We start from the raw sequence: 14,824 nt of genomic DNA on the forward strand, positions 1-14,824 counted from the left end.
GGCTTCCCGTCTACAAAAAATCGCCACCCAGATGAGTTAGACCCGCTCGATGATCGTCGCGATCCCCTGCCCGAAGCCGATACACATCGTCGAGAGCGCGCGATCCTGCCCGGTGCGCTCGAGTTCGTGCGCCAACTTCGTCAACAGCATCGCGCCGGTCGCCCCCAGCGGGTGGCCGTGGGCGATGGCACCGCCGTTGACGTTGACGTCTTCCCAGGAGACGCCGGTTTCCTCGAGCCAGGCGGCGACGACCGCGGCGAACGCCTCGTTGACCTCGAAGAGATCGATGTCCTCGAGTTCGAGGTCGGTTTGCTCGAGCACCTGCTCCGTCGCCGGGATCGGGCCGGTGAGCATCGTGACGGGATCGACGCCGACGACCTCCGTCTGGACGATCCGGGCCATGGGCTCCCAGCCGTGTTCCTCGGCGGCTTCCTCGCTAGCGACCAGCAGGGCCGAGGAGCCGTCGACGATTCCCGACGAGTTGCCGGGGTGGTGCCGGCCGTTGCCCTCCTCGCGGAACGACAGCGGGAGGTTCGACAGGGTCTCGAGGTCGGTTGCCGGCCGCGGGTGTTCGTCCTGCTCGACGGTAATCGGCTCGCCCTCGAGTTCGGTTTCGACGGGGACGACCTGATCGTCGTACCGGCCGTCCTCCCAGGCTTCGCCCCAGCGGCGCTGGGAGTCGACGGCGATCTCGTCGAGTTCCTCGCGGGAGAAGCCGTACTCCTCGGCGATGCGTTCGGCCCCCTCGCCCTGGTGGGTTAGCTCGTCGAAGTGTTCGAAGTAGGTGTCCGTGACGGCGCTTTTGCCGTCCACGCCGTCGGCCCCGTCGGAACCCATCGGGACGCGGGTCATGTGCTCGACGCCGCCGGCGATCAGTACGTCGTGCTGGCCGGCCATGACGTTCGCCGCCGCGAAGTTGAGCGCCTGTTGCCCGGAGCCACACATCCGGTTGAGCTGGACGCCGGGAACGACGTCGCCCCAGCCGGCGACCATCGGCGCGAGCCGGCCGATGTTGAGTCCCTGCTCGTCGATCGGGGAGACGCAGCCGTAGATCACGTCCTCGATCGTCTCGGGCTCGAAGTCGTTTCGCGCTCGAAGCGCCTCGAGCGGTTTCGCCGCCAGATCCTGCGGGTGCGTGTCGCGGAACGAGCCGTCTCGCTTGCCGAAGGGCGTTCGAACCGCGTCGACGATGACTGCCTCGTGCATGGTATAGATCACCTACCACGGCGAGCCTGAAAATCGTTCGGTTCAGTCGGTCCGCGACTGACCCGCTGTCGGATCGCTTTGCCACTGTCTGCCCGCTGCATCACTGTCAACCCGTCGTCTCCGGCGCATCTACGCCGACTCGTAGTATCGAACCCCGTCCTCGAGGCGCGACCGAACCGCCCCCTCTCGCTCGAGGTACTCGAGCGCGCCGACGATTTCGGGGAGCACCCGCGCCCGTTCGCCGAAGCTGTCGGTTAACTCGTCCGCGAGTTCCGTTGCGGTGGTGGTCTCCTCGCGGCCCTCGAGAGCGTCGGCGCAGCCGTCGATCCGGTCCTCGAGGTCCGCGATCGACCGTTCGACGGTCTCGTGATAGCGCTCGTGAACCGGACCGTGGCCGGGATAGACGCGGTCGAAATCGTACCGCTGCAGTCGCTCGAGGGCGTCGATAAAGGCGAGAACACAGTCGCGGACGCCGTCGTCGAAATTGACGTGGATGGCCGCCGCGCGGAACGGTTCGACGGCCATATCGCCGGCGAAGACGACCCGTTCGTCGCCGAGCGTCGTCCCGTAACAGTGGTGAGTGACGTGGTGGCCCGGCGTGTAGATGGGATCGAACTCCTGGTTTCCGACGCGTATCGGCTCGTCGCCGTCGAACCAGACGTCGACCGCCTCGAGCGTCAGGGCGTCGCGATTCGATTCGTGGGCCTCGAGCAGCCGGTCGATCGCGGACTCGATGTACGCCGGATCGACCCCTGCTTCGGCCAGATTCCGCCTCGTCGCGGCTTCGACGGTCTCGATATCCCGCGCGAAGCGCTCTCGGATCCGTGTCGGCGCGTGAACGGTCGGGTCGCCGGCCTCGAGCAGTGCTTCGATCTGCCCGACGTGATCCGTGTGCGAGTGAGTGAGCAACAGATGGTCGATGTCTTCCGGGACGTAGCCGTGGCTGTCGAGTCCGTCGATCAGCTCCGCTCGCCCCTGTTCGCCGGCCATTCCGGCGTCGATCAGGATCGGTTCGTCACCGGCGAGGAGATACGCCGCCGCGTGGCCCGGCGGCCAGTCGACGGTGAACTCGAGGCGGTGTGCGCGTGACTGGTCGTCCGCCGCGTCCGGTCGATTCGGCCCTGACACGACCCCACATACGAACGCCGCCGATGAGACGCTTTGTGACCCGGCAAGCCTTACACGACGCCTGGGTCGTCTCCGGCATCGATTGCCGGCCCGATCCGTGTACTTATTTGGTGACCGATCGTGAGTATCCGTCATGGACGACAACCTCGATACGGTCCTGGTAGAGTTCGACGACGAAACCGGCGTCGGCACGCTCACGATGAATCGACCGGACGCGCTCAACGCGCTCAGCGGACAGCTCAGAGACGACATCGTCGCCGGCCTGCAGCAACTCGAAGCCGAGAACGACGATGCCGAGGGAATCGCCCTGCGCGCCGTCGTCCTCGAGGGTGCCGGCGAGAAGGCTTTCTGTGCCGGTGCGGATATCGGCGGCTTCTCGGACGAGTCGGCGGGTGCTACGTCAGCGCCCTCCCACTACGATTTCGTCCGCGAGTTCCCGGTGCCCGTCATCGCCAAGATCGACGGCTACTGTCTGGGTGGCGGCCTCGAGACCGCACTCGCGTGTGACTTCCGACTGGCAAGCGAGGGCAGCACGTTCGGCTTCCCGGAGGTCAACCTCGGTATCCTCCCCGGTGCCGGCGGCGTCCAGTACGTCTCGAAACTCGCCGGCCCGTCCGTCGCGAAGGAACTCGCGATGTTCGGGAACCACATCTCGGCCGAGCGCGCCGCCGAGGAAGGTATCATCAACCACGTCTACGACGAGGACGCGTTCGACGACGAGGTCGAGGCGTTCGTCACCGAACTCGCCGGACAGGCCCCGCTCTCGATTCAGGCGATCAAGAAATCCGCGGATATGGCGGTTCACTCGGGACTCGAGGAGGGGATCGCCTACGACGGCCAGCTCTTCGCGGAGCTGCTGAAGACCGAAGACCACGCAGAAGGTGCCGCCGCGTTCGGCGAGGACCGCGAGCCCGAGTTCCAGGGCAAGTAGACGGTCGGACGGGCGATCTCCAACTCGTTACTGTCGAACCAGACCACGTGCGGTGGCGCGCGCTGTCGATCGGACCCGAGCAGTGCGAGGTTCGAACGGAGTGAGAACCTCGGGAAGCGAACGGTGTGAACCGTGAGCGAAAGCGAGGGGCGATCGACAACACTGCGCGAGGGATGAGCGAGTGAACGCGTGAACGAGCGAATCGGCTGGGGAGGATGTGGTATCCCTCGCTGCCAGCGTGAATGTTGTACTCACCTGTACCGGTACGAGTACGGCTACTGGCCACTCCATATGCAATTCGACGAACTACTCTTTCGATGTGGCAAGCACACTACTCACACTGGCAACGGTGATTTCCACGTCCTCCCCAGCCGATTCGGTCAGTCACTACGTTCCTTCCCTCATCCCTCGCGCAGCTTCGTGCCGCGGTTCGTCGATGACGAACCCCGGCACAGCGCGCGCCACCGCACGTCGGGTCATCGATTCGCCGAATAGGGCGTTCACTCGAGCGTCTCGCTCGCCGGAAAATAACGACGGCTACTGCAGCGATCCTAGTCCCATTCCTCGCCGATACCGCGCAGCGAGAACGGTCCAACGGGGAGGTTGTACCCCTCCTCGAGCGCCGTATCAACCTGCTCCTCCGTCGCGATCCCTTCGTCGACGATTTTCTGGGCCTCGGCGCGCATCGCCGCGTGACAGCGGTTTGCAATGAAGCCGTAGGAGCCCGGATCGTCGTCGATGGTGACTCGCGTCTTGTCGAGTTCGTCGACCAGTTCCTCGGCGCGTTCGACCACCGCCTCGTCGGTCTCGGGGGCTTTCACGACTTCGACCATCGACATGATCGGGACCGGGTTGAAAAAGTGCATCACGGCTACGCGCGAGGGGTCCGAGACGGCGTTCGCGATTGAGGTCACGGAGAAGCCGCTCGTGTTCGAGTACAGCGGCTGGTCGTCGGTGACCGCATCCAGGTCGCGAAAGACTTGGCCCTTGATCGAGAGCTTCTCGGTGACGGCCTCGATGACGAACTCGGTACCGTCGGTCGCTTCCTCGAGATCCGTCGTGAACGTGAGTCGCTCGAGCGTCTCCGCCTTCTCCGCCTCGGAGAGGTAGCCGCCCTCGACGGCGTCGTTGAGACCGTAATTCCCCTCGACGATGCGTTCTTCAGCCTCTGCGGCCAGTTCTTCATTGATTTCCCGGACGCGAACGTCGTAGCCGTTGCGGGCGAGTACCTGCGCGATTCCAGCACCCATGATGCCGCCGCCGACGACGGCCGCTGCTTCTTGTGCCATGTCTACAAACTCCACAGTAGCAGTGTTAACGGTTTCGACTGGTCTCCGCGGTTTTCGCGGGCGGAGAGCGGGACAGTCCGAACCGGATCCGACGGTCGATACTGAAACGCATCAGTCCGCGTTCACGGTGGACGTGGTGACCTTCGGGTTCCGGAGCAACGGAACGGAGACGACCAGCAGACAGCTGAAGACGAGCGCGGCACAGAGCGCGTAGGTCCACTGGAAGCCGATCGCGTCGACGGCTGGCAGCGCGACGAGCGGGCCGAGACTCAATCCGATATCCCCCATCACGTTGTAGACGCCGCCCATCCGACCGAGTTCGTCGCCGGGCGTCAGATCGCCCAGGATCGCCATGAGCGCGGGTGCGGCGGCCCCCATTCCGAGCCCGATGAGGAAGATCGCCGCGAACAGGGCCTCGAGCGTGGGTACGTATGCGATAATCAGGAAGCCGACGCTCATCGCACAGAACGCGGGCAGCGTCAGCAGCGTTCGGTCGTTGACGCGGTCCGAGACCCGTCCCATGATCACCGTCGTCGTCCCGGACGTGAGCACGCCGACGGCCATGACGACGCCGCTGACGCCCGCCGCCTCGAGCAGGGAAATCTCGAGACCGAAGTCGTTCGCGAACCGCGCGAGCGTCGCGAGGATGACCCCGCCCCAGAGAAACTGGAGGGTGAAGTTGCCGAAGCCGATCACGAGCACAGCGGGACGCCCGCGGAGCAGCGTGGGAAGTTCCCGCAGTTTCGCGGATTTGGTGTCGGCCCCGCCGTGGACATCGGGGAGGACGAGCGTCGCGACGGTGCCGGCGATCAGTGCGAGGATCCCGGCGGCGAGGAAGGCGATCTCCATGCTCGCGACGTCGGTCAGCACGCCCCCGAGGATGAGTCCGGTCGGGAAGCCGAGCGATTGCCCGCCGCGCAGGTAGCCGACCCAGCGGCCGCGATTGTTCGACGTCGTCACGAAGGTGACCGTCGCGAACGCGCCGATGAAGACGAATGCGCTGCCGATCCCCCAGAACAGCCTCGAGAGGACGAAGACGAGTCCAGGAAGCGAGACCTGCCCGAACCACGGGAGCGTCCCGACGACGATTTCGGGCGTGTAGAGTCCGAGGATGTAGCCGAAGGGCGCAAGCGCCTGCGTAAAGAGCCCGACAATCATCGGCGTTCGCGCGCCGACGCGGTCGATGATCGTCCCGGCCGGCGTGTTCATGAACAGTCGCGCGATGCGGTTGGCCGAGAGGATCACGCTGAGCATCAGCGTCGAGATAATCAGCCGCTCGTCGAGCAGCGGCAGCGTCGGAAAGGCGACGCCGGTAGCGACGCCACCGAAGAAGATCCCACCGATGACCGCGAGGGCGACCGTCCTGATCTCGCCGGGCGAGTACGTGTCGTCGTCGGTCATCGAGTTCGGTTCACCGTTTCGGTCTCGCTGTGTTCAAGGTTGTGTTCGAGTAGTGTGGCGATTGCCGGTTCTCGCTGCCGTCCTGTGGATTGCCGTGGTCGCTGTTGGCAGATCTCGATCTGGATTCCGTTCCGGAGCCAACGCACGGACGGCCGTTCCGGAGCCGAAACGAACGGCCGGCGTAATACCACGGGTGTCGCCTCATTCGGTGTCGTAGGTCTCCCGAAACTCCTCCCGAAGGATCGTCTTTCGGATCTTGCCGCTCCCGGTCTTGGGTAGTTCCTCGCGAACCTCGACGTAGCGCGGATGTTTATACGGGGCGAGTTCGCCGAGGACGTACGCTTCGACCTCGTCCGCCTCGAGCGACTCCCCGTCCGTCGGGACGACCGCCGCGGCGACCGTCTCTCCCCGGCGCTCGTCGGGGACGCCGAAGACCGCGGCCTCGAGCACCGCCGGGTGGTCGTAGAGCGCATTCTCGATCTCGCGGGGGTAGACGTTGTACCCCGCCGTGAGGATCATCTCCTTCTCGCGGCCCTTGATGTAGTAGTAGTTGTCCGCGTCTCGGGAGCCGATGTCGCCGCTCCGGAAGAACCCATCTTCGGTGAACACCGCCTCGTTGGCCTCGGGGTTCTCGTAGTAGCCCTTCATCACCTGCGGGCCGGCGATGAGGATCTCGCCCTCCTCGCCGACGCCGACCTCCTCGCCGTCCTCGTCGACGATCTTCGAGCGCGTGTGGCCGACGGGCTGGCCGACACTGCCCGGCCGATTCCCGAGCGTCGACCAGCGGACGGTGTGCGTCGCCGCCGTCGTCTCGGTCAGCCCGTACCCCTCCGAGAGCGACACCCCGAACGTCTCCTCGAACTCCCGTTGTACCGGCTTCGGCAGTTTGTCGCCACCCTGTCCGGCCCGTACCAGCGCCTCGAGATCGTATTCGTCCGGATCGTAGGCCTCGAGCAAGTCGTTGAACATGGTCGCGACCCCGACGAATGCGGGGATGTCGTGCTTTTCGAGGAGTTCGAGCACCCGTTCTGGGTTCCACTGATCGGGCCGCATAAGGTGTAACGTCCGACCGGCACACAGCGAGGCCATCATCTGGAGCAGCCCCGTGATGTGGTACATCGGGAGGATAATCAGCCCGTCGCCTTTGATGGGGCTCGCGCTGTAACTCGAGACGCTCTGTGCGATCTGCACTCGGAAGTTGCGATGGGTGAGCAGGACTCCTTTGGGATTCCCCGTCGTCCCCGACGTGTACGGCTGGAGCAACACGTCGTCGTCCGATCGTTCGACAAGGTCACCGTCGACATCGGTTGCCCGATCACTTGCTGCGAGTTCGGAAAGCGATGCGTGACTGCTGTCGACGCTCGTGCTGACGATTTCGGTCTCGAGGTCCGCGACAGCACTCACGACGTGCTCGCTGGCCTCGCCCGCAACGACGATGGCCGTCGCGTCGGCGTGGTCGACCTGGTACTCGATTTCGCGGCGGCGATAGGCCGGGTTCAACGGACTTGCGACGATTCCGCCCCGACAGCACGCCCAAATGACCGCACAGAACGCGATGCCGTTCGGGATGTAGACGCAGACGCGGTCTTCGGGCTCAAGTCCGAGCGCTCGGAAACCGTGTGTGTATCGTTCGACGAGGTCGGCGAACGCCCGATACGTAACGGTCTCGCCGGCGTGCTCGATCGCAATCTGGTCGGGCCGTTCGGCGACCGCTCTGTCCAGTAGTCGGGCGACGTTACCGTCGTACGGCGACTCGAGGAGCGTCTCCGCTGGAACCAGCTCGAGGTCCTCCATATGACAGCAGATTTGTCGATAACACTGAAAAGCGTATGGGTTCTGGTAACATGGGTCGATCTAGGGATCGAGTACGGACTCGATCACCTCACTCCGAGAGTCGCGGCGTTCCCTTGATCGTCATCGTTTCGCCGACGATGTACGACGAGGCGGGACTGGCAAGGAACTGCGCGAGGTCGGCGACCTCCTCGGGGGTACCGATCGTTCGATCGGCGGTCGTCCGGTCGATCTCGGCGGCGTCGTCCTCGACGCCCATCTGGGACTTGACGCCCTCCGTCGCGACCAGACCGGGCGCGATGCAGTTGACCCAGACGTCGTCTTCGGCCCAGTCAGCCGCCAGCGACGACGTGAAGTTGATGACCGCGGCCTTCGCGGCCCCGTAGGGGCTCATCCGTCTCGAGCCGCGCTGGCCGGCGACGCTCGCGATGTTGATGATCTTGCCGCCGCCGTTCTCGCGCATGTACGCCCCCGCGGCCTGACAGCCGTGGAACGTGCCGTGGAGGTTGATGTCCACGATGGTCTTCCAGCCGTTTTCGCTGATTTCCGCCACCGGTGCCTGAAAGCTCGCCCCGGCGTTGTTGATGAACACGTCGAGCGAGCCGAACTCCTCGACGGTGCGCTCGACCAGGTCGTCGACCGATTCGCGGTCCCGGACGTCGCACTCGACGGCGATCGCTCGGCCGTCCGCCTCGCTCTCGTTGATCCCGTTCGCGACGGGGTCGACGTTCTCGAGTTCGCGGGACGTGACGACCACGTTCGCGCCGTCGTCGGCGAACCGTTCGACCATCGCCTTCCCCAGGCCGCTCGAGGAGCCGGTGACGATGGCCGTCCGGCCCTCGAGGCTGAACTGGCTGGTCGTCATCGGCGTCCCCCATCGATCGATCGACTCGCTACCGACGGTGCTGTGGCAGTTGCTGACATCGTGCACACGTCGGTTCGACGATCCGTCTGATAAGTCATTCGACCGGTCAGGGCTCGAGCGGTGATCGTCGGCCATCGCGCGTGGGGAACTCGAGAGATGGGCGGCTACCGCACGAGACGGACGAGCAACGAAATCACCCGTGAAGAATACAATTATGGGTGCCGTCGAGAAACCACCTCGACATGGACCGAACCCGGATCGGGACCCCGTCCCGAACGCGGCCGACGGATCGCCAGTGCGGACCACCGCGGTGCAGGCTCGCTCGAGGTGTCGTCCGTGCCGAATAAGCCGATGACCGACCTCGAGGCGATGGTCGGCGACTCGAAGGTCACCGTCGAGGAGTTCCGGATCGAACCGGGGAAAGTCGAGGAGTTCGCGCGCTCGATCACGGAGACGGATCCGGTGTTTCGAGACCCAGACGCTGCGGCGGACCGCGGCTTCGACCGCGTTCCCGCACCGCTGACCTACCCCCGCGTCAGTCGGTTCCCACGATATCGCCCCGAGGATGTCGAGATGTACGGCTTCGACCTCGGCTTCCAACCCGAGTACGTCCTCCACGGCGAGCAGACCTACGAGTACGAGCGCCCGCTGCAGGTCGGCGACGTGCTGACGGGGACGACAACGCTCGCGAAGGTCTTCCAGCGCGAAGGCGGCCGCGCCGGGACGATGACCTTCGCCGTCTACGAGACCGAATACCGGGACGAGAACGACGACCTCGTGCTCACCGACCGCGCGACCGCCATCGAGACGTCCGGTGCCGTCCAGAACGATGCGGACGACGGAGAGGAGTCGGACGACTCGAGCGACGCCGACGAGACGGCAGCCGTCGCGAACGGCGGACAGGTTCCGGAGCCAGACTCGCTCGAGACGGTTTCGTCCGTCGCCGACGTCAGCGTCGGCGATACCGGCCCGACGGTCGTCGTCGAGGATCTCGAGCGCAAACATTTCGTTAAGTACGCGGGCGCGAGCGGGGACTTCAACCCGATCCACTACGACGAACCCTACGCCCGCGCAGCGGGCAACGAGAGCGTCTTCGGCCAGGGCATGTTCACGGCCGGCGTCGCCTCCCGCGTCGTCACCAACTGGTTCGGCCTCGAGTCGATCGACTCCTTCGGCGTCCGCTTCCAGTCGCAGGTCTTCCCCGGGGACTCGATCGTCGCAACGGGCGAGATCGTCGATGGCGAGTCCGACGATGGTGTCGTCGAAGTCGATCTCGAGGCGACGAACCAACACGGCGAGACGCTGCTGACCGGGTCGGCGACGGCGACGCTCGAGGAGGACTGAGCGAGATCTCTCTTTCAGGGTGCTACAGCGTCTCGAGATAGCGACGTGCGGTGGCGCGCGCTGGCGACACTCCCGAGCATAGCGAGGGGTGTCGCCGATGTTGTGCGAGGGATGAGTGAAGGAGCACAGCGACTGAGCGTAGCGCGGAACCGCAGGTTCCGCGGACCATGCGAACGGGCGCGAAGCGCCCGTGAGCAGAAATCGGCTGGGGAGGACGTGGAAATCCTAGTCGCCAGCGATAGTAGCGTTCTCGACTCCGTTACTCTCGAAATCACACACTCGAGCGTCACCACTTCCCCTTCCGACAGGTGTAAAGCGCAGTTTCGGACTGTTCGAGTCACCTAGTGAGGAACGAACACGGGCAGCGCAGCCTCGTCGGAGACTTGCCAGAACGTGACCGCGACGGCGGACCCGATCTCCACGTCCGCGGGCTCACAATCTACCAACGCTAGCAGCCGCGGCCCCTCCTCGAGATCGACCGCCGCGACGACGTATGGCGTCCGATCCCCGAAGCCCGGCTCGCCCGGGACGTGACACACGGTGTAGCTGTAGACCGTCCCGACACCCGAACTCGTCTCGAACGGCGGACCGACGACACCACAGCCCGTACAGACGGCCCGCGGGTACAACTGGGCGGTCCCACACTCCTCGCACTGTTGGTACACCAACTCCCCCTCGAGCGTCGCCGCCCAGAACTCGGTATTCGCTCCAGTTGGAACCGGAATCGGCCCCTCCCAGGAGTCGCGGCGATCTTCGACGGGTGCCGAATCAGGCCCCGTCATGCGCCCCTCCGGAGGACGACGGTGCTACTTGAAGACAACACGCCGCCCGTCCCGTGGGCCACCGCGACCTCAGCCCCATCGACCTGCCGGTCACCAGTATAATCACCCCGCAACTGCCGGACGGCCTCGATGAGGACGAAGACGCCGAAGTGGCCCGGATGGCAGTACGAGAGCCCGCCGCCCTGGGTGTTCATCGGCAACTCGCCGCCGGGCGCGGTCGTCCCGCCCTCAACGAACGAGCCGCCCTCGCCTTTCTCGCAGAAGCCGAGATCCTCGAGGGTCACGAGCGCCGTATACGTAAACGAGTCGTAAAGCTGTGCAACGTCCACGTCCGCGGGCGTAATCCCGGCCTCGTCGAACGCCTTCGGGCCGGTCACCGCAGCCCCGGTGGTCGTCATATCCGGCATCTCGCTGATGTCCTGGCGGTGGGTACTCGTGGAGGCTACACCCGCAACCGAGATCTCCGGCACGCCGATCTCGCGGGCCTTCGCCTCGGAAACCAGCACGACGGCCCCGCCGCCGTCGGAGACGAGACAGCAATCGAGCAGGTTGAACGGCTCGGCAACCGGCCGGGACTCGAGGACGTCGTCGACCGTAATCTCCTCCCGCTGAGCCGCCTTGGGGTTCATCGACGCCCACTCGCGGGTCGAGACCGCGATTTCGGCGAGTTGCGCCTCCGTGGTGCCGTACTCGTGCATGTGCCGTTTCGCGGCCATCGCGTACGCGCCCGGCGGGCGAAACAGCCCCGTGGGCCGGAGGAAGCCGTCGACGGGGTGGGTGACCTCGAGCGAGCGATCCCGCCCCGGACCGGTCTTCCGCGTCGAGCCGTAGGCGATCACGACGACATCCGCCCGCCCGCGAGCCATCGCGTCGCCGACGTGCCCACAAAAGTGTTCGAACGAGGAGCCGCCGATTTCGGTGCCCTCGAGCAGCGACGGCTCCTCGAGGTCGAGGTACTCCGAGAGGACGAGCGCGGGCATGTAGTCGTCGCCGCCTGCAACGGCGACGCCGTCGACATCCGAGAGCGAGAGGTCGGCGTCCTCGAGCGCTCGAACCGTCGCGATGCCCGCGTTGTCGAGCCAGTTCCGATCGGGCGTCTCCCCGAGATCGCTCTCGGCGACGCCGGCGACGATCGGCTCAGCCATGGCAGTGCCTCCGGACGGCTAGTGTGGTCATACCCTGCGTTTTTCCAACGGTCGCTAAATAGGTTGCGGTGGTATAACACGGCACTATGTGGCAAGAGGAAGAAATGGTATTCGCGTTTTAGGAACGTCGCGCAGTCGGGTGGTTCGGTCGAGATGGGCGTTGGACCAAGGAAACATGTGAACGGGGGAACTATTATGTGGGCGGGGTTTGTTGTCATAGGCCATACCATGTCCGAGCCTGATGTCGAAGCGATTCGAGCACAGCTAGTTGACGCGTTCGAGGGGGCAGATTACCCCGTCTCGAACCCGATGGAGTTCCTGCCGGCGCTGCCGAACGGCCCCGCAACGACGTTCGAGTCCGGCGACTTCTCGATGTCGATCATGGAGCTACAGAACGCCTCCGACGGCGGCGACGATCGATACCCCTACCACGGGCCCGAGGAGGTCGCCGACGATATCATCGAGGGACTGCAAGACGCCGGGGAACTCCCGACCGAATAGGCCGGCGACGGTCGTCTTTTCCCGATCGGTACCGGCCTCGAGCCGCGTTCGTCGAACCGAAAGATGACAACGTATATAGTGTAAACTAACAACTGCGGAAGTATGGATCTCGGACTCACAGACCGTACGGCCGTCGTTACCGGCGGTGCCGGACGAATCGGAAGCGAAGACTGTCGCGTGCTCGCCCAGGAAGGGGCCGAAGTGATCGTCCTCGACGTGAACCTCGACGGTGCCGAGCGCGTCGCCGACGAACTCGTCGAGGAGTACGACGCGACGGCCCACGCCGTCGAATGCGACCTCACCGACCGCGAGGACGTGGGCGACACCGTCGCCGCACTCGAAGCCGAAACCGGCGGAATCGACATCCTGATCAACAACGCTGGCCTGGTCGACGGCCGCGGTCGCGTCGAGAATTTCGACGACGAGATCTGGGACCGCGACGTCGCCGTCAATCTCACGGGGACGTACAACATCACCCGCGAGGTCTTCCCGCACATGAAAGACCGCGAGTTCGGTCGGATCGTGACGATGTCCTCGATCGCGGGCTTGCAAGGTGGGTTCGGTCAGGTTTCCTACTCGGCGACGAAATCCGCACTGATCGGCTTCGGGAAGTCGCTGGCCTTAGAGGGCGGTAAACACGGTATCACCTCGAACATTCTCACGCCGACGATCGTCGTCGGTGACCTCGCCGATCTGCCACACGAGCAACTCGAGGCCATCGACGAGAACTTCGCACGTCTCGCAGACGCCACGCCGATGGGGAACCTCGGTCGGGAAGAGGACGTCGCGCCGCTCGTCGCGTTCCTCGCGTCGGACCACGCGGAGTACATTACGGGTCAGGTCGTGGGTGTGACCGGCGGTGCGGATCTATTGTACTACTAAGGCGACTCGTCATCTTCGCAGTGACCCCGAGTGCGGCCGTCGCGGCGACTCGACTCGCGTGATTTTCCCTCTGTCTATCGTTCCCGTGTGAAGATTTAACACCGTTCGACAGAATAGGTAATTCGCTGTCAGGAGTGACTACACAATGATGCCAACCGACGAACAGCGGATGATTCGAGACTCCGTTCGGGAGTTCATGGACGAGGAGATCGCGCCCGACTTGCCGGAAGCGGACCGCAAGCCCCTCTCGAAAGACGACGCGATCGACTACATGCAGCGGATGGCCGAAATCGACGTTGGCCCCTACGCCGAGGAGCGCTTCGACGACCCGCTGACGAGTACGATCGTCAGTGAGGAGGTCTCGAGAGTCTGGCCGAGCCTCCAGGTGACGATGGGGATGTCGCTGCCGGTCACCATGTTCGAAATCTTCTCCGAGCGGACGCGGGACGCCTACGCCGAGGAGTACGACGAGGACCGCCTCGTCGGTTGTTTCGCCATCACCGAACCGTCCGGGGGCTCCGATACGAAGGTTCCGAACACGACGGCGGTCACGGACGGCGACGAGTACGTCATCAACGGCGAGAAGACGTGGGTCTCGAACGCCCCCATCGCCGACATCGCGCTCGTCGTCGCCTGGGACGACAAGGCCGACCGGCGCGATATGTTCCTCGTCGACCAGAAGACGGCCGGCTTCGACACCCGTCCCCTCGAGAAACTCGGGTGGAAGGGGTCACCTACGGGACAGCTCTTCTTCGACGACTGCCGGATCCCACAGGAGAACAAGCTCTCGCGGGCAGTCATGGAGGCCATGAGCGACGGCCGGATGGATCCCAGCGAGTCGTCGTTCGCCACCGGCGGCAACCCGCTGAACACGATGTTCGCCTCGATGCGCAACGGCATGGCCGCTATCTCGGTGGGGATCATGCAAGCGGCCTACGAGGCCGCACTCGAGTACGCGACCGACCGCGAAGTCTTCGAAAAACCGATCGGACAACACCAGCTGATTCAGGAGAAGCTGTACAATATCCGCGCGGGACTTGAGACGGGACGGCTCCTCACCCGCTACACCGCCCAGAAGATCGCCGAGGGCGACGAGGAGGCGCGGATGCTCTCCTCGCTCTCGAAGGGCTGGGTCTGCGAGAAATCGGTCGAGGTGGCCGACGATGCGATGCAGATCTACGGCGGCAACGGGCTCTCGACGGACTATCCCCTCGAGCGTTACTACAGGGATGCCCGCACGATGACCATCCCCGACGGAACGACCGAAATCCAGAAACTCGTCGTCGGCTACGAACTGACCGATATGCAGGCGTATACGTGACGTCGACCATATGCAGGCGTATAGGTGAGCCGATCGTCGACGGGATCGGCCGAGATCACACAGCTGGTAGTCTGAATCGGGAGACGAGTTAGCAGTATTCGTGTGGGTTGACCACTAGATTTACGGTATTTGGTTCAGACAATGGTGGTATGACGATCCGTCCGCGTTCGAGTACGGACCTGATTTCGGAGACGCGGCCCGGTCTTGCTATCGGCTCGAGGTCCCAACCTGCTGCAGG

The 14,824-nt window shown here is 64.6% G+C and carries 13 protein-coding genes; 5 read left to right on the forward strand and 8 right to left on the reverse strand.

Going from position 1 to position 14,824, the window contains the following annotated elements:
• Positions 1-36: 36 nt before the first annotated feature.
• Both NATTI_RS0118035 and NATTI_RS0118040 read right to left on the reverse strand, forming a co-directional pair.
• A complete protein-coding gene (locus NATTI_RS0118035; RefSeq protein ID WP_006088491.1) occupies positions 37-1,206 on the reverse strand; it encodes a thiolase family protein in 1,170 nt (389 codons plus the stop codon).
• Positions 1,207-1,335: 129 nt separating this feature from the next.
• A complete protein-coding gene (locus NATTI_RS0118040) occupies positions 1,336-2,334 on the reverse strand; it encodes an MBL fold metallo-hydrolase (RefSeq protein WP_006088490.1) in 999 nt (332 codons plus the stop codon).
• Positions 2,335-2,467: 133 nt separating this feature from the next.
• Between NATTI_RS0118040 and NATTI_RS0118045 the strand changes: the two genes are divergently transcribed.
• Entirely contained in the window at positions 2,468-3,265 is a 798-nt protein-coding gene (locus NATTI_RS0118045; protein ID WP_006088488.1) for an enoyl-CoA hydratase/isomerase family protein, read from the forward strand.
• A gap of 551 nt (positions 3,266-3,816) precedes the next feature.
• On the opposite strand, the gene NATTI_RS0118050 is transcribed toward NATTI_RS0118045, so the two are convergent.
• The 4 genes from NATTI_RS0118050 to NATTI_RS0118065 form a co-directional block, all read right to left on the reverse strand.
• Positions 3,817-4,554 carry a 3-hydroxyacyl-CoA dehydrogenase family protein gene (locus NATTI_RS0118050; RefSeq protein WP_006088486.1) on the reverse strand — a complete coding sequence of 246 codons (738 nt, stop codon included), beginning with the start codon at positions 4,552-4,554 and terminating at the stop codon, positions 3,817-3,819.
• Between the two features lie 111 nt (positions 4,555-4,665).
• The gene (locus NATTI_RS0118055) at positions 4,666-5,955 is read right to left on the reverse strand and encodes an MFS transporter (RefSeq protein ID WP_006088484.1); all 1,290 of its coding nucleotides are present in this window, start codon (positions 5,953-5,955) and stop codon (positions 4,666-4,668) included.
• 201 nt (positions 5,956-6,156) lie between these two features.
• Positions 6,157-7,749 carry a class I adenylate-forming enzyme family protein gene (locus NATTI_RS0118060; protein WP_006088482.1) on the reverse strand — a complete coding sequence of 531 codons (1,593 nt, stop codon included), beginning with the start codon at positions 7,747-7,749 and terminating at the stop codon, positions 6,157-6,159.
• Positions 7,750-7,837: 88 nt separating this feature from the next.
• Positions 7,838-8,611 (reverse strand): SDR family NAD(P)-dependent oxidoreductase, encoded by a 774-nt coding sequence (locus tag NATTI_RS0118065; RefSeq protein WP_027119208.1) that lies wholly within the window; start codon positions 8,609-8,611, stop codon positions 7,838-7,840.
• Positions 8,612-8,962: 351 nt separating this feature from the next.
• Between NATTI_RS0118065 and NATTI_RS0118070 the strand changes: the two genes are divergently transcribed.
• Complete coding sequence (locus NATTI_RS0118070) at positions 8,963-9,955, forward strand: FAS1-like dehydratase domain-containing protein (RefSeq protein ID WP_193787780.1); 993 nt, start codon at positions 8,963-8,965, stop codon at positions 9,953-9,955.
• Between the two features lie 341 nt (positions 9,956-10,296).
• On the opposite strand, the gene NATTI_RS0118075 is transcribed toward NATTI_RS0118070, so the two are convergent.
• Both NATTI_RS0118075 and NATTI_RS0118080 read right to left on the reverse strand, forming a co-directional pair.
• Positions 10,297-10,737 carry a Zn-ribbon domain-containing OB-fold protein gene (locus tag NATTI_RS0118075; protein WP_006088478.1) on the reverse strand — a complete coding sequence of 147 codons (441 nt, stop codon included), beginning with the start codon at positions 10,735-10,737 and terminating at the stop codon, positions 10,297-10,299.
• Complete coding sequence (locus tag NATTI_RS0118080) at positions 10,734-11,882, reverse strand: acetyl-CoA acetyltransferase (RefSeq protein ID WP_006088476.1); 1,149 nt, start codon at positions 11,880-11,882, stop codon at positions 10,734-10,736. Before NATTI_RS0118080 ends, NATTI_RS0118075 begins: the two co-directional genes overlap by 4 nt.
• A gap of 228 nt (positions 11,883-12,110) precedes the next feature.
• On the opposite strand from NATTI_RS0118080, the gene NATTI_RS0118085 reads away from it, so the two are divergent.
• From NATTI_RS0118085 to NATTI_RS0118095, 3 genes are all read left to right on the forward strand, one after another.
• Positions 12,111-12,383, forward strand: coding sequence for an MTH865 family protein (locus NATTI_RS0118085; RefSeq protein WP_006088474.1), 273 nt, complete (start codon positions 12,111-12,113; stop codon positions 12,381-12,383).
• A gap of 102 nt (positions 12,384-12,485) precedes the next feature.
• On the forward strand, positions 12,486-13,265 hold the full coding sequence (locus NATTI_RS0118090; RefSeq protein WP_006088472.1) for an SDR family NAD(P)-dependent oxidoreductase: 780 nt from the start codon (positions 12,486-12,488) through the stop codon (positions 13,263-13,265).
• A 145-nt stretch (positions 13,266-13,410) separates the two neighbouring features.
• Positions 13,411-14,586 (forward strand): acyl-CoA dehydrogenase family protein, encoded by a 1,176-nt coding sequence (locus NATTI_RS0118095; RefSeq protein ID WP_006088470.1) that lies wholly within the window; start codon positions 13,411-13,413, stop codon positions 14,584-14,586.
• Positions 14,587-14,824 lie beyond the last annotated feature (238 nt).

The sequence above is a fragment of the Natronorubrum tibetense GA33 genome, from assembly GCF_000383975.1.
Lineage (GTDB): Archaea > Halobacteriota > Halobacteria > Halobacteriales > Natrialbaceae > Natronorubrum > Natronorubrum tibetense.